The organism is Pelomonas sp. Root1217 (assembly GCF_001425705.1).
Taxonomy (GTDB): domain Bacteria; phylum Pseudomonadota; class Gammaproteobacteria; order Burkholderiales; family Burkholderiaceae_C; genus Pelomonas.
Genome location: NZ_LMDC01000001.1, coordinates 625,254 through 643,266, shown reverse-complemented (window position 1 = coordinate 643,266; position 18,013 = coordinate 625,254). Strand labels below are relative to the sequence as shown.

The 18,013-nt window shown below is 66.4% G+C and carries 19 protein-coding genes; 1 reads left to right on the top strand and 18 read right to left on the bottom strand.

The annotated features are described in order from the left end of the window. Positions 1-7 precede the first annotated feature (7 nt). From ASC95_RS03025 to rpsB, 18 genes are all read right to left on the bottom strand, one after another. Positions 8-1,183 (bottom strand): DUF2325 domain-containing protein, encoded by a 1,176-nt coding sequence (locus tag ASC95_RS03025; protein WP_057296285.1) that lies wholly within the window; start codon positions 1,181-1,183, stop codon positions 8-10. A 65-nt stretch (positions 1,184-1,248) separates the two neighbouring features. Continuing rightward, on the bottom strand, positions 1,249-1,425 hold the full coding sequence (gene hemP, locus ASC95_RS29705) for a hemin uptake protein HemP (protein WP_082567438.1): 177 nt from the start codon (positions 1,423-1,425) through the stop codon (positions 1,249-1,251). A gap of 93 nt (positions 1,426-1,518) precedes the next feature. Continuing rightward, positions 1,519-2,289: an RNA methyltransferase gene (locus ASC95_RS03020; RefSeq protein WP_057296284.1), complete on the bottom strand. Its 771-nt coding sequence runs from the start codon at positions 2,287-2,289 to the stop codon at positions 1,519-1,521. Further along, a complete protein-coding gene (gene rnhB / locus ASC95_RS03015; protein WP_057296283.1) occupies positions 2,286-2,927 on the bottom strand; it encodes a ribonuclease HII in 642 nt (213 codons plus the stop codon). The genes ASC95_RS03020 and rnhB overlap by 4 nt, the downstream gene beginning before the upstream one ends. Continuing rightward, positions 2,899-4,023, bottom strand: a complete 1,125-nt coding sequence (gene lpxB, locus ASC95_RS03010; RefSeq protein WP_057296282.1) for a lipid-A-disaccharide synthase — start codon at positions 4,021-4,023, stop codon at positions 2,899-2,901. Before lpxB ends, rnhB begins: the two co-directional genes overlap by 29 nt. A 3-nt stretch (positions 4,024-4,026) precedes the next feature. Continuing rightward, a complete protein-coding gene (gene lpxA / locus ASC95_RS03005) occupies positions 4,027-4,815 on the bottom strand; it encodes an acyl-ACP--UDP-N-acetylglucosamine O-acyltransferase (RefSeq protein WP_057296281.1) in 789 nt (262 codons plus the stop codon). After that, positions 4,815-5,309, bottom strand: coding sequence for a 3-hydroxyacyl-ACP dehydratase FabZ (fabZ, locus tag ASC95_RS03000; protein ID WP_235537670.1), 495 nt, complete (start codon positions 5,307-5,309; stop codon positions 4,815-4,817). The genes lpxA and fabZ overlap by 1 nt, the downstream gene beginning before the upstream one ends. Next, positions 5,310-6,338, bottom strand: coding sequence for a UDP-3-O-(3-hydroxymyristoyl)glucosamine N-acyltransferase (gene lpxD, locus ASC95_RS02995; RefSeq protein WP_057296280.1), 1,029 nt, complete (start codon positions 6,336-6,338; stop codon positions 5,310-5,312). A gap of 12 nt (positions 6,339-6,350) precedes the next feature. Then, positions 6,351-6,860, bottom strand: a complete 510-nt coding sequence (locus ASC95_RS02990; protein WP_057296279.1) for an OmpH family outer membrane protein — start codon at positions 6,858-6,860, stop codon at positions 6,351-6,353. Beyond that, positions 6,860-9,217 carry an outer membrane protein assembly factor BamA gene (bamA, locus tag ASC95_RS02985; RefSeq protein ID WP_057296278.1) on the bottom strand — a complete coding sequence of 786 codons (2,358 nt, stop codon included), beginning with the start codon at positions 9,215-9,217 and terminating at the stop codon, positions 6,860-6,862. Before bamA ends, ASC95_RS02990 begins: the two co-directional genes overlap by 1 nt. A 15-nt stretch (positions 9,218-9,232) precedes the next feature. After that, the gene (gene rseP, locus ASC95_RS02980; RefSeq protein WP_157255985.1) at positions 9,233-10,588 is read right to left on the bottom strand and encodes an RIP metalloprotease RseP; all 1,356 of its coding nucleotides are present in this window, start codon (positions 10,586-10,588) and stop codon (positions 9,233-9,235) included. Positions 10,589-10,590: 2 nt separating this feature from the next. Next, the gene (ispC, locus tag ASC95_RS02975; RefSeq protein WP_057296276.1) at positions 10,591-11,760 is read right to left on the bottom strand and encodes a 1-deoxy-D-xylulose-5-phosphate reductoisomerase; all 1,170 of its coding nucleotides are present in this window, start codon (positions 11,758-11,760) and stop codon (positions 10,591-10,593) included. Further along, the gene (locus ASC95_RS02970) at positions 11,757-12,593 is read right to left on the bottom strand and encodes a phosphatidate cytidylyltransferase (protein ID WP_057296275.1); all 837 of its coding nucleotides are present in this window, start codon (positions 12,591-12,593) and stop codon (positions 11,757-11,759) included. Before ASC95_RS02970 ends, ispC begins: the two co-directional genes overlap by 4 nt. 7 nt (positions 12,594-12,600) lie before the next feature. Then, positions 12,601-13,323 carry a polyprenyl diphosphate synthase gene (gene uppS, locus ASC95_RS02965; RefSeq protein ID WP_157255925.1) on the bottom strand — a complete coding sequence of 241 codons (723 nt, stop codon included), beginning with the start codon at positions 13,321-13,323 and terminating at the stop codon, positions 12,601-12,603. A gap of 11 nt (positions 13,324-13,334) precedes the next feature. Continuing rightward, complete coding sequence (gene frr, locus ASC95_RS02960; RefSeq protein WP_057296274.1) at positions 13,335-13,895, bottom strand: ribosome recycling factor; 561 nt, start codon at positions 13,893-13,895, stop codon at positions 13,335-13,337. Positions 13,896-13,917: 22 nt separating this feature from the next. Beyond that, positions 13,918-14,628, bottom strand: coding sequence for a UMP kinase (pyrH, locus tag ASC95_RS02955; protein WP_057296273.1), 711 nt, complete (start codon positions 14,626-14,628; stop codon positions 13,918-13,920). Positions 14,629-14,721: 93 nt separating this feature from the next. Next, complete coding sequence (gene tsf / locus ASC95_RS02950) at positions 14,722-15,615, bottom strand: translation elongation factor Ts (protein WP_057296272.1); 894 nt, start codon at positions 15,613-15,615, stop codon at positions 14,722-14,724. Positions 15,616-15,684: 69 nt separating this feature from the next. Next, positions 15,685-16,431, bottom strand: a complete 747-nt coding sequence (rpsB, locus tag ASC95_RS02945; protein ID WP_057296271.1) for a 30S ribosomal protein S2 — start codon at positions 16,429-16,431, stop codon at positions 15,685-15,687. A gap of 321 nt (positions 16,432-16,752) precedes the next feature. Between rpsB and ASC95_RS02940 the strand changes: the two genes are divergently transcribed. Continuing rightward, positions 16,753-18,003 carry an FAD-binding oxidoreductase gene (locus ASC95_RS02940; protein ID WP_057296270.1) on the top strand — a complete coding sequence of 417 codons (1,251 nt, stop codon included), beginning with the start codon at positions 16,753-16,755 and terminating at the stop codon, positions 18,001-18,003. The last annotated feature ends 10 nt before the right edge of the window (positions 18,004-18,013 follow it).

Genomic DNA, 18,013 nt, shown 5'->3' with positions numbered 1-18,013 from the left:
CTTCCCCTCAGACCGCCCTATTTGCCCCTCCTTGTGCCGCGGCCTGGGCCAACGCGCGCTCGAAGGCGCTGCGGCTGGGTGTCTCGACAAAGACGCAGCGCTTGTTGTGGCGCTTGCAATGGTCCTTCACGCGCCAGTAGGCGTCGTGGCTGATGCAACCCGTCTGGCAGATGACGAGGTCCGCCGCGGCGAGCTGGGGTTCGAGCTGCGCCGGCTTGTGCTCGCTGCCGCCGTCATGGTGCAGGAACTGCGCGCCGCAGCCCTCCACGGCCTGGCGGTACTGCGGCACGCTGCCGCCGCGCCCACCGACGCAGAGCACCACGCGGTGCTCCAGCTTCACCGGTTCGGCTGGCAGTTCCTCCTCCACCACGGCCACCGGCTCCACGGCCTCCACAGGCTGGCACGATGCCAGGCGGTTGATCTCGCGTTGCAACGCCTGGTTGCGCTCCAGTTGCTCAGCCAGGCGCTCGCGCAGGGCCTCGCGCTCGGGCAGGTCCGGCCGCGCGGCCCGCCAATGCTGCAGTTGCTCATGAGCCTGGGCGAGCTGGGTCTGCAGGCTGATCTGCGCAGCACGGAACTGCATGCGCTCCTGCTCCCAGGCCTGCTGCTCCCGGGCACGCTCCTGGCTCCAGCCGGTCACGCGCTGCTGTACGTCGGCGTAGTCGCGTGCCAGCGCCTGGTGTTCGGTGGCCAGTTCGCGGTGGCGGGCGACGTCCACGCGCTGGGCGGCGCCGACCTGGTGCTGCAGCATGTGCACCTGGCCCAGCACGCGCATCTCCAGCCATTCGTCGCAACGCGCATGTGTCAGTGTGGCCCACAGCGCGCCGGCGATCTCCCCCTGGCCGGCGCGATTGCGCCACCAGGTCATCAGGCTCTCGCGGCATTTGGCCTGAGCGGCGTTACGCACATCCAGCGCAAAGCGTTCCTCAAGGTCCTTCTGCAGCGACTCGGCGACGGCGTTGCGGCGCGCGGCGGCGGTGACAAGGCTGCAGTGCAATGTGTAGTCGTCCTCGTCACCCTGCAGCACCAGCAGCTTCCTTGCCAGCACGCGCACGCGTTCCAGCGGCACGCAGACGCCGACGACGGGGCAGTGCGCATGGCTGCCCAGCTCCCACAGGCGGCGCCGGCGCGAGCCGGTATTGAGGGAAGCGGCGGCATGCGCGGCGCAGCAGGTGTCGGCCATTCGAGAATCTCCAGGGGAGAAGCGCGGGCGGGCGACGGCTGGCTGGCGCGATATGACGGCGAAGGCTATTTGGTCAGGATCAACTTGCCCTGGGACGTGATGCGCAGGCGGTAGACCTGCTGTTGATGCACGATGAGGACTTCGCCCTTGGGGCCGAGCAACGTGGCGCTGTCGATCTGGCGGGCCTGACCCAAGCCCAGGGTCACAGCCTCAGGCTTTGGCGGATGGGAATCAGTGAGCATCGAGTCACTGTAATGAGAATTATTCTCGATTGCAAGCGGCAATCGAGGGGTCAGCCCAGTGGTTCCAGCACAAGGCAAGGCTTCCGCGCGTTCTCAGCCCCTCTGCCGCTCGCTCTCGTAAAGACAGATGGCTGCCGCTGCGGCCACATTCAGGGACTCCTCGCCGCCCGGCTGCGGAATGCCCACGGTCAGCGCGCAGCGGGCCATCAGCTCGGATGAAACGCCCTGCCCTTCGTGGCCCATGACCCAGGCACAGGGTGAAGGCAGGGCGACCCGATGCAGCACCTGCTCGGTGTGCGAGCTGGTGGCGATCAACGGGATGGCGAGCGCCGCAAGGTCGTCCGCGGCGAGGCCTTCGATGAGGCGCAGGCCGAAATGCGCCCCCTGCCCCGCTCGCAACACCTTCGGCGACCACAGCGCCGCCGTGCCCTTGAGCGCCAGCACCTGGCGCACACCAAAGGCGGCCGCGCTGCGCAGGATGGCGCCGACATTGCCGGCATCCTGCAAACGGTCAAGCACCACGCTGGCGGCGTTGGCATCGATCTCCGGTGAAGCCGGCAGTGTCAACTCGGCACCGATTTGCGCTGGTGACTCGAGGCCGCTCAGGCCCTTGAACAGCGCCATCGGCACGACGAGAGTACGGGGCGCCGATTCGGCCAGGGCGCTCAAGGCCGCGTCCTGCATCGCACCTTCAGTCAGCACGACGAGAGCCGGTTTCCAGCCGCGCTGCAGGGCGGCACGCAGCAGATGGTCGCCCTCGATCCAGACGCTGCCGGTCTTGCGGTAGCCATTGGCGTCCGCCGTCAGCTTGCGCAGCCGCACCAGCACCTGGTTGTCGCGCGAAGTGACGTGGTCGATCTTCATGCCAGCGGGTTGGTCGTCACGTCGATACAGACCTCGCGGACCGGCGCGAAGCTGCGACGGTGCCAGGGGCTGGCGCCATGCTGCTTCAGCGCGGCGAGGTGCTCCGGCGTGCCATAGCCCTTGTGCGCGGCGAAGCCGTACTGCGGGTGGCTGACATGCATCTGCTCGCAAAAGAGGTCCCGCGCCACCTTGGCGAGGATGCTGGCAGCGGAGATGGCCTGCACGGTGGCGTCGCCCTGCACGATGGCCTCTGCCGGTACGGCCAGCACCGGCAGCCGGTTGCCGTCGATGCGCACGAGCGCTGGCTTGAGCCGCAGGCCCGTCACCGCACGCTGCATCGCCAGCATCGTGGCCTGCAGGATGTTGATGCGGTCAATCTCTTCGTGCGTGGCATGCGCGATGCAGCAGCACAGCGCCTTGGCGCGGATCTCGTCGTACAGCCGCGCACGCTTGGCCGGTGTCAGCACCTTGGAGTCGGCCAGGCCCTTGATGGGCTGCAGGTCGTCCAGGATGACGGCCGCCGCGAATACCGGCCCCGCGAGCGGCCCGCGCCCAGCCTCGTCCACGCCGGCGACGAGGCCGGGCGGCGTCCAGTCGAGGGACACCTGTTCAGGCTTGGATGAGCGTCGCGATGGCATCGCTGGCACGCCGCGCGGTGTCTTGCCGCAGCAGCTCGTGGAGTTGAACAAAGCGCTCGTGCAGGGCCGCGCGGCGCGCTGCATCGGCAAGCAGGCTTTCCGCCTCACGCGCCAGGTTGTCGGGCGTGCAGGCGTCCTGGATCAGCTCGGGTACCAGGAACTCGCGCGCCAGGATGTTGGGCAGGCCCACCCAGGGCTGCAGGCCGCGGCCCTTCATGCGCCACCAGTTCAGCGCGTTCATGCGGTAGGCGATGACCATGGGCCGCTTGAACAGGGCCGCCTCCAGCGTGGCGGTGCCGCTGGCCAGCAGCGTCAGGTCGCAGGCGGCCAGGGCCGTGTGGGACTGGCCGTCGACGAGCTGGACGTCGGCGCCCTGGATCAGCGGCTCAACCAGGCTGCGCAGCCCCGGCACGATGGGCATGACAAAGCGGCGGCCCGGCCGGGCCAGCAGCTTCGCCGCACCGATCAGCGCCGGCGCGATGTAGTTGATCTCGCTCTTGCGGCTGCCGGGCAGCAGGGCAATGACGGTGTCGGCAGCGGCCAGGCCCAGTGCCTCACGCGCTGCGGCACGGGGTGGCTCCATCGGAATCGCATCCGCCAAAGGATGGCCCACGTAGGTGGCACCGATGCCCGCCTTGTGCAGGATCTCCGGCTCGAAGGGAAACAGGCAAAGCACATGGTCGGCCGCTGCCTTGATCTTCTCGACTCGCTCGGGCCGCCAGGCCCAGATGGACGGGCAGACGAAATGGACGGTCTTGATGCCCGCCTCGCGCAGCCGCGTCTCCAGGCCGAAATTGAAGTCGGGCGCGTCCACGCCGATGAAGACATCGGGCCGGTTCGAGATGAGGCGCGTGCCGAGCTGCTTGCGGATGGACAGCAGCTCGCGGATGTTCAGCAGCGCGTCGACATAGCCGAAGATGGACAGCTTGCTGTGCGGCCACCAAGTCTCGAAGCCCTGGGCGATCATCTTCGGGCCGCCAATGCCCTGCGCCGTCAGCGCCGGCCAGCGGGCATGCAGGCCCTGCAGCAGCAGGCCAGCCAGCAGATCACCGCTGGCCTCGCCGGCCACCATGCCGAGGCGGGGCGCCGTCTGCATCGGCTAGCGCACGATGCCGCGCGTGGAGGCGGCGAGGAAGGTGAGCATGTTGTCGATGTCTCCGTCCGCCGCACCGCCTTCCGTGCCGCGCAGTGCCGCAATGCCAGCCTTGGCTTCATCCAGCGTGTGGCCGCTGCGATAGAGCAGCTTGTAGATCTGGCGGATGACGCCGATGCGCTCGCTGCTGAAGTCGCGCCGCTTCAGGCCTACAACGTTGACTGCGCGAGCGGCAAGCGGATTGCCGTCCACGGTCATGAAGGGCGGCACGTCCTGGGCCACATGGGCCTGGAAACCGATCATGGCGTGGTCGCCGATGCGCATGCGCTGCAGGATGCCGGTCAGGCCGCCAACGGTGACATGGTCGCCCAGGCGCACATGGCCGGCCAGCGTCGCGTTGTTGGCCAGCACGCACTCGTTGCCGATGACGACGTCATGGGCCAGATGGCAGTAGGCCATGATCCAGTTGTCGTTGCCCATCGTCGTCTCGCCGCGGTCCTGCACCGTGCCGATGTTGAGCGTGCAGAACTCGCGGATGGTGTTGCGGTCGCCAATGACCAGGGTCGTCGGCTCGCCGGCGTACTTCTTGTCCTGGTTGGCCGCGCCGATGGAGCTGAACTGGAAGAAGGTGTTGTCGCGGCCGATGGTCGTGTGGCCTTCGATGACGACATGCGGGCCGACCTTGGTGCCGGCGGCTATCTTCACGTGCGGGCCGATCAGCGAATAGGCACCCACCTCGACCGACGAGTCCAACTCGGCGGCCGGGTCGACGATGGCAGTCGGGTGAATCGCCATCAGCTTTCGATGCGGCGCATCGTGCACATCAGCTCGGCTTCGGCGGCCAGCTGCTCGCCCACCAGCGCGCGGGCATTGAACTTGTAGATGCCGGCCTTGGCGCGGCCCAGCGTCACTTCCAGCACCAGCTGGTCGCCTGGCTCCACCGGGCGCTTGAAGCGGGCGCCGTCGATACCGGCGAAGTAGACGACCGACTTCTCGTCCAGCACGATGCCCACGGTCTCGATGGCCAGCAGCGTCGCGGCCTGGGCCAGCGCTTCCAGCACCAAAACGCCCGGCATGACAGGGCGATGCGGGAAGTGGCCGAGGAAGAAAGGCTCATTGATCGAGACGTTCTTGATGGCGCGGATGCGCTCGCCCTTGATCAGCTCGACGACGCGGTCCACCAGCAGAATGGGATAGCGGTGCGGCAGGCGCTTGAGGATTTCGTGGATGTCCATCGTCGTCGGGACGGTGGTCTGAGTCTGGGTCGAGGTCTGGGTCGGTTCGTTCATTTATTTCTTCTCCAGCGCGCGCACGCGTTCGCGCAGGGTGCTGAGCTGTCGCAGGGTGGCCGCGTTCTTCTGCCAGCTCGAATTCTCTTCGAAGGGATAGGGGCCGCTGTAGACGCCCGGCTCGCCGATGCTGCGGGTGACGGTGGTGGCCGCCGAGATGTGCACGCCGTCGACGATGGTCAGGTGGCCGATGATGTTGGCCGCACCGCCGATGGTGCAGTTGGCGCCGATCCTTGTCGAGCCGGCGACCGCCGCGCAGCCCGCCATCGCGGTATTGCGGCCGATGTGCACGTTATGGGCGATCTGGATCAGGTTGTCGAGCTTGACGCCGTCCTCGATGACGGTGTCGGCCAGCGCACCGCGGTCGATGCAGGTATTGGCACCGATCTCGACGTCATCGCCGATGGCGACATTGCCGAGTTGCTCAATCTTCACGTAGCCGCTTTTGCTGGGCGCGAAGCCGAAACCGTCAGCGCCAATGACCACGCCACTGTGCACGAGGCCGCGGGCACCAATGCGGCAGCCATAGCCCAGCACGACGCGCGGCGCCAGCCGTGTGTGTGCGCCCACGACCGCCTCGCGCTCGACGACGCAGTGAGCGCCGATACGGGCGTGATCGCCGATGACGGCACCAGCCTCGATGACGGCCAGCGGACCAATCTCGACGCCCTGCCCCAGCCTCGCATCGGGTGACACCACGGCGCTGGCATGCACACCGGCCTTGGGCGAAGGGCGCGTGCATGCGGCCCACCACTGCGTGAGCCGCGCGAAGTACTGATAAGGATCGGGCGTGACGATGGCCGCGCCACGTGCTGACGCCACCTCGGCAAAAGCCGGCGCCACGATGACGCAGGCCGCCGCCGTGGTGGCCAGCTGGGCCTGGTAACGCGGGTTGGCGAGGAAGCTGATGCTCGTGTCGTCAGCCTCGTCCAGCGGCGCGATACGCGTGATGCGGATGTCGGGCCCACCAAGCAAATCGCCGCCCAAGGCGGCGATCAACTCGGAGAGCGCGACGGGCGTCGAGCTCATGAAGCTAGCGACTTACTTCTGCGCGTTCAACGCGTCGATCACCTTCTTGGTGATGTCGACACGCGCGCTGAAGTGGATCGCGTCCTGCAGGATCAGGTCGTACTTCTCGGCGTCGAAGATCTGCTTGATGACGCGGTTGGCCCTCTCGACCACGGCGGACAGCTCCTCGTTCTTGCGCTGGGTCAGGTCTTCCTGCCACTCGCGGCGCTTGCGCTGCAAATCACGCTCCTGCTCGACGATGTCGCGCTGGCGGCGGTTGCGCTCGGCTTCGGACAGCGTGGGCGCGTCCTTTTCCAGCTTCTCGGCTGCGCCGCGCAGCTTGGTTTCCAGATCGCGCAGATCCTTCTCGCGCTTGCCGAACTCGGTCTCCAGCTTGACCTGGGCTGCCTTGGCCAGGTTGGCCTCACGCAGCACGCGCTCGCTGTTCACGTAGCCGATCTTCAGTTCCTGGGCTTGCACCACCGAGGTGGCCACCATCATCGATGCGGCCAGGGCCACCGATTGCAAGAGCTTGCTCATCATCAGAATGCAGTCCCGATCTGGAATTGGAATTTTTCGATTCTATCCTTGCCGGATTTGCGAATCGGCTTACCGTAGCTCAGGCGAAGCGGGCCCATGGGCGAGATCCAACTCAAGCCAATACCTCCCGAAGCACGAAGCATGTCTCTACCATCATGCGCCGTATCGTTGCTCAGCGTCTTCCAGTTGAGCTTGGCATCCGGCCCCCAGACACCGCCCAGGTCGACGAAGCCGAAGATGCGGAAGCTCTTGTCATTGCCGCTACCGGGCACCGGCAGATAGAGCTCGGCATTGGTGTTGAAGCGCCGGTTGCCACCGACATAGGAACCAGTGATGTCCACCGGACCCAGCGAGCCGGCCTCGAAGACACGCACAGAGCCCAGGCCGCCACCGTAGAAATTCTTGAAGATGGGATAGGGCTTGCCGCCCAGGCCCACGCCCCAGCCCAGTTCGCTGTTGATGCCCAGCGTGATCTTGTTCGTGATCTCGAAATACTGCTGGTACTGCAGGTTGATGCGGGCGAACTTGGCGTCGCCAATGGCGCTGGTCTCGACGTTGACGCGCTGGTACTTGCCCTTGAGCGGCGAGATGACGCTGTCGCGGCTGTCACGCTGCCAGCCGATGGTGAACGGGATGGAATTGCTGCGCTGGCCGAACTGGTTGACGAACAGCAGATAGCTGTTGGGCAACCCCTTGGACGTCGTGATGTCGGTCTGCTCGTAGCCAAGGCCAAAAAAGACGGTGTCGATTTCCGAGAAGGGAACACCAAAGCGGATGGCACCGCCCTTGGTGACGTACTGGTACTCCTCGCCCAGCGTGTTGATCGGGCGCGTGGTCCGATAGAACACATCGAGCGAGCGCGACACGCCGTCAACGGTGAAGTAGGGGTCGACCGTGCTGATCTGCAGCTGGCGGCCCGTGCGGGCGGTGGCAACGTCGATGCCGAGGTAGTTGCCCGAGCCGAACACGTTGTCCTGGCGGATCGAGCCCGTGAAAGACAGCTTGGTCTGGCTGGAGTAGCCCGCACCGACCGTGATGGCGCCGGTGGGGCGCTCGACCACGGTCAGGATGACATCGACCTGATCCTGGGCGCCCGGCACTTCCTGGGTGTCGATGCTGACTTCCTTGTCCTTGAAGTAACCCAGGCGCTCGACGCGGTCACGCGAGGACTTGATCTTCTGGCCGTCGTACCAGGCTGCTTCGAACTGGCGAAACTCGCGGCGGATGACTTCGTCACGGGTGCGCGAGTTGCCGGAGATGATGACCTTGCGCACGTAGACGCGGCGCTGCGGCTCGGCGACGAAGGTGACGACGACCTGGCCGGTCTCGCGGTTGATTTCGGGGCGGCTGTCGACGCGGGCGAAGGCATAGCCATAGGTGCCGAACAGGTCGCTGAAGGCACGCGTGGTGTTGGCGACCGCTTCGCCCTGGTAGGCCTGGCCGGGCTTGAGGTAGACGAGGTGCTTGAAGTCCTCCTCGCGGCCCAGGTAGTCACCCTCGAGCTTGACGCCTGTGACGGTGTAGGGCTGGCCTTCGCTGACCGTGATGGCGATGCTGATGCTCTGCTTGTCCGGCGAGATCGTCACCTGCGTGGACGTGACGGCGAACTCCAGGTAGCCGCGGTTCAGGTAGTAGCTGCGGATGGTTTCCAGGTCCGCGTTCAGCTTGGCGCGCGAATAGCGGTCGGTCTTGGTGTACCAGGTCAGCCAGCCGGTGGTGGTCTGCTCGAGCAGGCCCATCAACGTGCTTTCGGAAAACACCTTGGAACCCAGGATCCGGATCTCGGCGATCTTGGCCGGCTCACCCTCGGTCACGTTGAAGCTGACGTTGACGCGGTTGCGCTCGATGGGCGTGATCGTCGTCGTGACCTCGGCACCGTAGAGGCTGCGCGTGAGGTACTGGCGCTTGAGCTCCTGCTCGGCACGGTCGGCCAAGGCCTTGTCGAAGGGCTTGCCTTCGCCGATGCCGACGTCCTTCAGCGACTTGGTCAGCGCTTCGGTGTCGAACTCCTTCAGGCCGACGAAGTTGACGTTGGCGATGATGGGGCGCTCGTCGATGATGACGACGACGGCATTGCCCTCGATGCTGATGCGCACGTCCTTGAACAGGCCCGTGGCGAACAGGGCTCGCAGCGCGGCAGCACCTTTTTCATCGTTGTAGGTGTCGCCGATGCGAAAGGGCAGCGACGCGAACACGGTGCCCGGGTCGGTCCGCTGCAGGCCTTCGACGCGGATGTCCTTCAGCACGAAGGGATCGGCCGCCCAGGCTAGCCCCGACTGGAACATCCCCGTGACAGCCAAAGCCAGCAAGCCGAGGCGGAAGGGGCGACGCTTCGCTCCCGAACTGAAAGGAAAGGACATGGGAACCGGGGAGTGTCAGTGCCAGCCCGCGAGGCGGGCGACGTCGTTGGAAAGGGCCAAGGCCATCATCAGCATCAGGATCAGCGCGCCAGCGCGCTGCAGTTGCCGTTGCCACCATTCGGAGACGGGGCGGCCACTCAAACCCTCGAAAAGATGATACATGAGGTGCCCGCCGTCGAGCATCGGCAGCGGCAGCAGGTTCAATATCGCCAGGCCGAGCGAGATCTGCGCAAGTCGCTCCAGGTAGTAGCTGGGCCCGGCCTTGGCAGCATCGCCGATCGCTTCGGCCATGGTGAGCGGCCCGCTGAGCAGCTTCAACGAGGCCTGGCCGGTGAGCATGCGCCCCAGCATCCGGACCGTGGTGACCGCCATGTCCCAGCTCTGCGTCACGCCCTGCCACAGGCCGTCGACCAGCCCGTAGCTGATCGTGACGCGCTCCAACGGCGACCCCACACCGATGCCCAGCCGGGCCACGCGCTGGCCCGCCTCCTGCACCAGGCGCGGCGTCGTTGCCAATTCCAGCACCTGGCCGGCTCGCTCGATCCGCCATTGCATGGTGCGCGGCGTGTCGCCATCGCGCGCCATGCGGATGGCATCGCGCAGGAAGGCTGCGTCGGGCACGCTACGGCCATCGATGGCCAGCACACGATCACCTGCCATCAGGCCGTCCGCGGCCCCCGCGCCGCCGTCGGCCACGCGGCTGATCACCGGCTGCGAAAACGGTGTCAGGCCGATGTCCGCAATCAGCTGCGCATCCGGTGCGCGGCCCACCAGGCGCTCGGTCTCAAGGCGCACGCTGCGTGGCGAACGGCCCTGAGCGTCGCTGACCGACAGATGCAGGCTCTCGCCCAGCACCTGGGCGCGCAGCATCGCCGCCTGCAGGTCGGGCAATGACCGGACGGGCTGCCACTCGCCTTCCGTGTCGGAGGCTGCCAGCACGATGTCACCCGCACGCAGACCGGCTCGCTCCGCCAACGAGCCGCTGGTCGGGGTACCGAGCAAGGCCTTGGGCTGGTCGATGCCCACCCAGGCCACCACGGCGAACAGCACGATCGCCAGCAGCCAGTTGGTCAACGGCCCGGCCGCAATGATGGCGGCGCGCTGGCGCAGCGGGCGCTGATTGAAGGCCTGCTCGCGCTCGTGCGGCGCTACGGGCGCATTGCGCTCGTCCAGCATCAGCACATACCCACCCAGCGGGATGGCGCTGAGCGCGAACTCGGTGCCGCCGCGGCCGATACGACGCCAAAGCACAGGGCCGAAGCCGATCGAGAAACGCAGCACCTTGACCCCACAAGCCCGGGCCACGCGATAGTGGCCCCATTCGTGGATGGGGATCAGCACCGCCAGTGCCAGCAGGATGCCCAGCGTCATCGTCACAGCAGGCTCCTCGCGTGCTCGCGGGTGCGGGCGTCCAGCGCCAGCAGCGCCTCGATGCTGGCGCAATCGCCCGGCTGAATATCGGCCAGACACTGGGAGTTGATCGCGTGGATGCGGTCAAAGCGCAGGAGGCCGCTCAGGAAGGCATCCACCGCCACTTCATTGGCCGCATTCAATACCGTGGTGCTGCCTTCCGGCGCGCGCAGGGCCTGCCAGGAAAGGTGCAGGCCGGGGAAGCGCACCGCGTCGGCCTCTTCGAAGCTCAGGCCGGGCGTCGTCAACAGGTCCAGCCGGCTGGCGCCCGAGGTGATGCGCTCGGGGAAGGACAGGCCGTAGGCGATGGGCACGCGCATGTCCGGCGTGCCGAGCTGGGCGAGCACCGACTGATCCCGGCAGACCACCATCGAATGGATGATGCTCTGCGGGTGGATCAGCACCTTGATCTGATCCGGCGCGAGGTTGAACAGCCAGCGCGCCTCGATGACCTCCAGCGCCTTGTTCATCATCGTCGCCGAGTCGACCGAGATCTTGCGGCCCATGACCCAGTTGGGATGGGCGCAGGCCTGGGTCGGCGTGACGTCGGCCAGCGTAGCGGGGTCGCGGCTGCGGAAGGGGCCGCCGGAGGCCGTCAGCACGATGTGGTCGATGCGCTCATGCCAGGCGGCACGATCCTCGGGCAGGCACTGGAAAATGGCCGAATGCTCGCTGTCGATGGGCAGCAGCGTGGCTCCGCCCTCTTCCACCGCCTGCATGAAGAGGGCCCCGCCGACGACGATGGCCTCCTTGTTGGCCAGCAGCAGGCGCTTGCCGGCGCGGGCCGCGGCGATGGCCGGCGCGAGGCCGGCGGCGCCGACGATGGCAGCCATCACGGTGTCAACTTCGGGATGGGCGGCAATGTCGGCCAACGCCTGAGCGCCGTCCAGCACCTCGGTGCGGCTGCCGGCTTCACGCAGGCGCTCACGCAGGCGGCCAGCAGCGTCGCGCTCGGGCATGACGGCAAAGCGCGGCTTCCACACCAGGCATTGGGCGAGCAGTTCGTCAACTCGGCTCATCGCACTCAGCGCGACGACTTCGTAGCGCTCGGGATGGCGGGTGATGACGTCCAGCGTGTTGACGCCGATTGAGCCGGTCGAGCCGAGGATGCAGACGCGCTGGCGGCGGTTCATAGGCTGATCAAGGCAAGCGCCAGAGGGAAGACCGGAAGCAGCGCGTCGATACGGTCCAGCACCCCGCCATGGCCCGGCAGCAGGTTGCTGCTGTCCTTGGCGCCGGTGGCGCGCTTGACGAGGGATTCGAACAGATCGCCGACGACACTCATTGCGCCGAGGAAGACGAGCGCCAGCAAGGATACCCAGCCGTGGCGCTGGACCAGCAGCGTGTAGAGGCTGGGCGAATCCACGGCCAGCTTCACGTCGATGACATGCACCCAGACAAAGCCGAGCAGAATGACGCCGGCCAGGCCGCTCCAGACGCCCTCCCAGCTCTTGCCCGGGCTGATGCTGGGCGCCAGCTTGCGCTTGCCGAAGGCACGGCCACCGAAATAGGCGGCGATGTCGGCCATCCACACGAGGCAGAATACCGACAGGATGAAGTTGATGCCATGCACCTTGGCTTGCACGATGGCCAGCCACGCGCCCCACAGCAGCACCGCGCCCAGGGCCAGCCGCGCGCCGCGCGCGATGCGCGGCCAGCCACTCGGGCCAGTGCGCAAGGCATAGGCGCCGCCCAGCACCCACAGGAGGCTGGCCAGCGACCAGATCCAGGCCGGCGGCGCGTTCAGGCCACCGAGCAGCAGCGTCCATACGCAGGCCAGCGCCAGCGCCACACCGCCCGCGATCGCACCGGTGCCGGGCAGGCCGTTGAGCCGCGTCCACTCCCAGCCGGCCGCGCCCATCATGACGACCGTGACCCAGGCAAAGGGCCAGGGCGAAGCCTGGAAGAGCACCGGCAGCAGGACGGCCAGCAGCACGACGGCGGTGATGACGCGGGTTTTCAACATGGCGGGCTCAGGCCGAGGCAGGCGCCTCTTTGACGCCGCCGAAGCGGCGATCGCGTTCGTGGAAGGCCGCGATGGCCGCGTCCAGTTCCCGCTCGCCGAACTCGGGCCACAGGCAGTCCGAGAACACGAATTCGGTATACGCCGCCTGCCAGAGCAGGAAGTTGCTGATGCGCACCTCGCCACCGGTGCGGATGAAGAGGTCGGGGTCGGGCGCATAGCTCATGGCCATGAACTCCGACAGCTTGGCCTCGGTCAATTCGTCAGGCTTTACGCCGGCCTTGATCGCGGCCTTGCAGGCCTGCACGATGTCCCAGCGGCCGCCGTAGTTGAAGGCGACGTTGAGCGTCAGCTTGGTGTTGTGCAGCGTGCTGGTCTCGGCCTCGTTCCAGGCGTTGCGCAGCTTGTCGGACACGGTGTCACGGTCGCCGACGATGCGGATGCGCACGCCCATCGCGCCCATCTTGGCCAGGTAGCGGCTCACCGCAGCCAGCACCAGGCCCATCAGGCCCGAGACCTCGTCGCTGGGCCGCTTCCAGTTCTCGCTGGAAAAGGCGAACACCGTGACGAACTCGATGTCGCGGTCAATGCAGGCCTGGACGATCTTGACGAGACTGTCCACGCCCGCCTTGTGGCCGAAGAAGCGCGGCAGGAAGCGCTTCTTGGCCCAGCGGCCATTGCCATCCATGACGATGGCCACATGGCGCGGTGGCGCCGGGCGATCTTGCGCCATCAGAACAGCGCTCAAACCGCCAGGATCTCGGCTTCCTTGCCCGAGATCAGCTTATCGATCTCCGAGATCACCCGGTCGGTGAGCTTTTGCACTTCATCGAGGCTGCGGCGCTCGTCGTCCTCGCCGATTTCCTTGTCCTTGAGCATCTTCTTGGCATGCTCGTTGGCGTCACGGCGCAGATTACGCACGGCGATCTTCGCGTCTTCCCCGGCATTGCGCACCACCTTGGTCAGATCACGGCGGCGCTCTTCGGTCAGCGGCGGCATCGGCACGCGAATCAGGTCGCCCTGGCTGGACGGGTTCAGGCCCAGGTCGCTCTCGCGGATGGCCTTCTCGATCTTGGCGCCCATGCCCTTTTCCCAGGGTTGGACAGAGATGGTGCGCGCGTCCAGCAGCGTGACGTTGGCCACCTGCGAGATTGGCACCATGGCGCCGTAGTAGTCGACGCTGACCTGGTCGAGGATGCCCGGGTGGGCGCGGCCCGTGCGGATCTTGTGCAGGTCGTTCTTCAGGGATTCGACCGACTTGGCCATCTTGGCCTCGGCGTTCTTCTTGATGTCGGCAATGCTCATGATCTGTCTCTCGTGAGAATGATTAGACGTGCACCAACGTGCCTTCGTCCTCGCCCTGCACCACGCGACGCAATGCGCCGGGCTTGAAGATGCTGAAGACCTTGATCGGCAGCTTCTGGTCGCGGCACAGCGCAAAGGCGGCGCCGTCCATGACCTGCAGATTGCGCGCGATGACCTCGTCGAAGCTGATGCGCGCATAGCGCGTGGCGGTCGGGTCCTTCTTGGGGTCGGCCGAATAGACACCGTCGACCTTGGTGGCCTTCAGCACGATCTCGGCGCCGATCTCGGCGCCACGCAGCGCCGCAGCCGTGTCGGTCGTGAAGAAAGGGTTGCCGGTACCGGCAGCAAAGACGACGACCTTGCCCTCTTCGAGGTATTGCAGCGCCTTCGGGCGCACATAGGGCTCGACGACCTGCTCGATGGCGATGGCAGACATGACGCGGGCGGTCATGCCTTCCTGGCGCATGGTGTCGGCCAGCGCCAGCGAGTTCATGACCGTGGCGAGCATGCCCATGTAGTCGGCGGTTGCGCGGTCCATGCCGACCGAGCCGCCGGCCACGCCGCGGAAGATGTTGCCGCCGCCGATGACGACGGCGACTTCGATGCCCATCTGCGTCACTTCGCGGATTTCCTGCACCATGCGGACGATGGTCGCGCGATTGATGCCGTAGGCGTCGTCTCCCATCAGGGCTTCGCCGGAGAGTTTGAGCAGAATGCGCTTGTACGCGGGCATGGTGTCCTCAGGTTTGGGGGGCCTATGGTGGGCCGCAAGTTTAAAGGGCGCCAACTTGGCGCCCCTTCATTTCGTACGATTTCGCAAGCGTCTTTACTGACCCTTTGCAGCTGCCACCTGGGCAGCCACTTCGGCAGCGAAGTCGTCGACCTTCTTCTCGATGCCTTCGCCGACGACGTAGAGCGTGAAGCCCTTGACCGTGGTGTTGGCCGATTTCAGGTAGGCCGCGACGGTCTGCTTGCCATCAGCAGCCTTCACAAAGACCTGGTCGAGCAGGCTGACTTCCTTCAGGAACTTCTGCACCGAGCCTTCGACCATCTTGGCGACGATGTCGGCCGGCTTGCCGGATTCGGCAGCCTTCTCGGTGGCAATGCGGCGCTCCTTCTCAACCAGGTCGGCCGAGACTTCGGCGCTGGACAGCGCAGCCGGCTTCATCGCGGCCACGTGCATGGCAACGTCCTTGGCGGCGACGTCGTCACCTTCGAACTCGACCATCACGCCGATGCGGGTGCCATGCAGGTAGGAGGCCAGCTTGGAGCCGCTGTAGCGCTGGAAGCGGCGGATCGTCATGTTCTCGCCGATCTTGCCGATCAGGCCCTTGCGCACGTCTTCCACCGTCGGGCCGAAGCCTTCCTGGGACAGCGGCAGTGCCGACAGCGCAGCCACGTCGGCCGGGTTCGTTTCGGCGACCAGGCCGGCCAGGGCGTTCACGAAGGCCAGGAAGGCGTCGTTCTTGGAAACGAAGTCGGTTTCGCAGTTGACTTCGATCAGCGCGCCGTTGCCGCCGACCACGGCCGAGGCGACGATGCCTTCGGCGGTGATGCGCGAGGCGGCCTTGCCGGCTTTGTTGCCCAGCTTGACGCGCAGAATCTCTTCAGCGCGGGCCAGATCGCCTTCCGCTTCGGTCAGCGCCTTCTTGCACTCCATCATCGGGGCGTCGGTGCGGGCACGCAGTTCGCCCACCATGCTTGCGGTGATAGCAGCCATTTCTCTTCTCCAGATTTCGGTTGGCAAAAGGGGCCTCGCGGCCCCTTTCAAATGCAGGGCGGAAGGGCTTTAAGCCTCTTCGGAGACCTCGACGAACTCGTCGCCGGCCGGGGCAACCGCAGCCAGCACTTCGTTCGTGGCGTTGGCCTTGCCTTCCAGCACGGCGTCAGCGACGGCGCGGGCGTACAGCGCCACGGCCTTGGCCGAGTCGTCGTTGCCGGGGATGACGTAGTCGATGCCGATGGGCGAGTGGTTGGTGTCCACCACGCCAATGACGGGAATGCCGAGCTTCTTGGCTTCGGCAACAGCAATCTTGTGATAGCCGACGTCGATGACGAAGATGGCGTCCGGCAGCGCGGTCATGTCCTGGATGCCGCCGATGTTCTTCTCGAGCTTGGCGATGTCGCGCTGGAACATCAGGGCTTCCTTCTTGATCGCAGGCTGGGTGCCGGCGTCAATCTGGGCCTGCATGTCCTTCAGGTTCTTGAGGGAGGTCTTGACCGTCTTGAAGTTGGTCATCATGCCGCCGAGCCAACGCGAGTCGACGTAGGGCATGCCGGCGCGCTGGGCTTCCGAGGCGACGACTTCGCGGGCCTGGCGCTTGGTGCCGATCATCAGAATCGTGCCGCGCTTGGCAGCCAGCGAGCGGACGAACTTCATCGCATCGTTGAACGCGGGCAGCGTCTTCTCGAGGTTGATGATGTGGATCTTGTTGCGATGGCCGTAGATATACGGGGCCATCTTGGGATTCCAGAAGCGGGTTTGGTGGCCGAAATGGACGCCGGCTTCCAGCATCTCGCGCATCGTGACAGACATGGGGTCTTACTCCGAAGGTTGTGTCTAAAATCCGGCCCGAATTGCGTTGCAGCATCTGGAAACGCTTGTTTCTCAAGCGAAATCCAGGCCGCAAACTACAACACCTTTGAGTGGCCGGTTTGCGATTTGTTGCGACGGTGGCGACCGAGAAGTTCAGCCACAACACCCTCACAACCGTTCTGCCGAGTCTTGCAACGCTCAAAACAGCGCAGCACCTCCGGCAAAACCCGCAGAGTATACACAAGCCATGGCCCTTCCCAGCCGACGCCGCTTTGCAGCGGCCGCAAGCTTGCCCGCCGGGGCTTCCCTCCAGGTGTGCGCTTGACCCGCCGCGTCGCGGTGGTCGGTGCCGGCCTGGCCGGGGTGACGACGGCCTACGAATTGGCAGTCCTAGGCTGCCAAGTGCAGGTCTTCGAGCGCGGCGGTAGCGTCGCCGAACAGGCCAGCTTCGCCAGCAGCGCCCTGCTCTCGCCATTTGTACCCAACTTGGCGGACGCCACATCTGCGGTCCCTCTGGCCTTTCGATTGCGCCGCTGGCGTGCAGGGCGCAGTAAAGGCGACGCCGCAGGCCAACTCGTTGCTCTGAGTCAGCTGGGGCTGGCCCGCACCGCCGAGCTGCGCCGAGAATTGGGCCTGGACGATGAAGCAACCGATGGCCTTCTCGTCGCGCTGACTGACGCCAAGCGCATCGCAACCGCCCGGGCCCGCCTGGAGGGTTGGAAGGCCTTGGGTCTGCAGGTCGACCTCATCGAGGCCGGCGAGGCCCGGCTTCGCGAGCCCGGCCTGAACGCCGACGCCCCGCTCGCCGCAGCGCTGGCCTTCGCCCGCGGCGGCGCCGGCAATCCGCGCCTCTTCGCCCAGCAACTGCGCCTGCAGGCCCAGCGCCTGGGCGCAGGGTTTCGCTTCCACACCACCGTGCGTGCCATCGCCACCGACGGCCCCGGCCTGGTGCTGCGCCACGAATACACACCGCCGCTGGAAGCGCCTATCCGCGGCACCGAGCGCGAGGCAGGCGACACCCTGCCGCAGCTGCACGGCGCTCAGGAAGAACGCTTCGACGCTGTGGTGCTGTGCAACGGCCTGGACGCCGCCACGTTGTCGGGCCAGCGACTGCCCCTGGCGGCACAACACGAAACCTCGGTCACGGCACCGCTGCGGTTGCTCGAGGCCCACCCCGACCTGGGCCCCAAGGCCGGCTGGATTGACCCGACGCTGGGCTTGGCCATTGCCCGCACCGGCCAGCGCGTACGCGTGACCGGTGGCTTGACCGTCACCGGCGTCCGAACCCGAGTGCCCCCGGACTTCGAAGCCCTGCACCGCGGCCTGCAACACTGGTTCCCTGGCTCGGTGCTGCACCAGCAAGTGCAACAGGGCCAGAGCCGCCGCGCGTTGTCGGCAGACGGACTGCCCGTGCTTGGCAGCAGTGGCCGCGTGGGCTTGTGGCTCAACATCTCGCCGGGCGGCCTCGGCTGGGGCCTGGCCTGTGGCAGCGCCCAGATCCTCGCCCAGCAGATCGCCGGGCAGGCACCCGCGCTGGACATTGCCGCACTCGGGCCGCAACGACTGGCCTAAGCTCATGGGC

Excerpts from the sequence above, each read along its gene's own strand:
- ASC95_RS03025 (WP_057296285.1), bottom strand. The coding sequence starts at position 1,183 with ATGGCCGACACCTGCTGCGCCGCGCATGCCGCCGCTTCCCTCAATACC.
- hemP (WP_082567438.1), bottom strand. The coding sequence starts at position 1,425 with ATGCTCACTGATTCCCATCCGCCAAAGCCTGAGGCTGTGACCCTGGGC.
- ASC95_RS03020 (WP_057296284.1), bottom strand. The coding sequence starts at position 2,289 with ATGAAGATCGACCACGTCACTTCGCGCGACAACCAGGTGCTGGTGCGG.
- rnhB (WP_057296283.1), bottom strand. The coding sequence starts at position 2,927 with ATGCCATCGCGACGCTCATCCAAGCCTGAACAGGTGTCCCTCGACTGG.
- lpxB (WP_057296282.1), bottom strand. The coding sequence starts at position 4,023 with ATGCAGACGGCGCCCCGCCTCGGCATGGTGGCCGGCGAGGCCAGCGGT.
- lpxA (WP_057296281.1), bottom strand. The coding sequence starts at position 4,815 with ATGGCGATTCACCCGACTGCCATCGTCGACCCGGCCGCCGAGTTGGAC.
- fabZ (WP_235537670.1), bottom strand. The coding sequence starts at position 5,309 with ATGAACGAACCGACCCAGACCTCGACCCAGACTCAGACCACCGTCCCG.
- lpxD (WP_057296280.1), bottom strand. The coding sequence starts at position 6,338 with ATGAGCTCGACGCCCGTCGCGCTCTCCGAGTTGATCGCCGCCTTGGGC.
- ASC95_RS02990 (WP_057296279.1), bottom strand. The coding sequence starts at position 6,860 with ATGATGAGCAAGCTCTTGCAATCGGTGGCCCTGGCCGCATCGATGATG.
- bamA (WP_057296278.1), bottom strand. The coding sequence starts at position 9,217 with ATGTCCTTTCCTTTCAGTTCGGGAGCGAAGCGTCGCCCCTTCCGCCTC.
- rseP (WP_157255985.1), bottom strand. The coding sequence starts at position 10,588 with ATGACGCTGGGCATCCTGCTGGCACTGGCGGTGCTGATCCCCATCCAC.
- ispC (WP_057296276.1), bottom strand. The coding sequence starts at position 11,760 with ATGAACCGCCGCCAGCGCGTCTGCATCCTCGGCTCGACCGGCTCAATC.
- ASC95_RS02970 (WP_057296275.1), bottom strand. The coding sequence starts at position 12,593 with ATGTTGAAAACCCGCGTCATCACCGCCGTCGTGCTGCTGGCCGTCCTG.
- uppS (WP_157255925.1), bottom strand. The coding sequence starts at position 13,323 with ATGGCGCAAGATCGCCCGGCGCCACCGCGCCATGTGGCCATCGTCATG.
- frr (WP_057296274.1), bottom strand. The coding sequence starts at position 13,895 with ATGAGCATTGCCGACATCAAGAAGAACGCCGAGGCCAAGATGGCCAAG.
- pyrH (WP_057296273.1), bottom strand. The coding sequence starts at position 14,628 with ATGCCCGCGTACAAGCGCATTCTGCTCAAACTCTCCGGCGAAGCCCTG.
- tsf (WP_057296272.1), bottom strand. The coding sequence starts at position 15,615 with ATGGCTGCTATCACCGCAAGCATGGTGGGCGAACTGCGTGCCCGCACC.
- rpsB (WP_057296271.1), bottom strand. The coding sequence starts at position 16,431 with ATGTCTGTCACGATGCGCGAGATGCTGGAAGCCGGCGTCCATTTCGGC.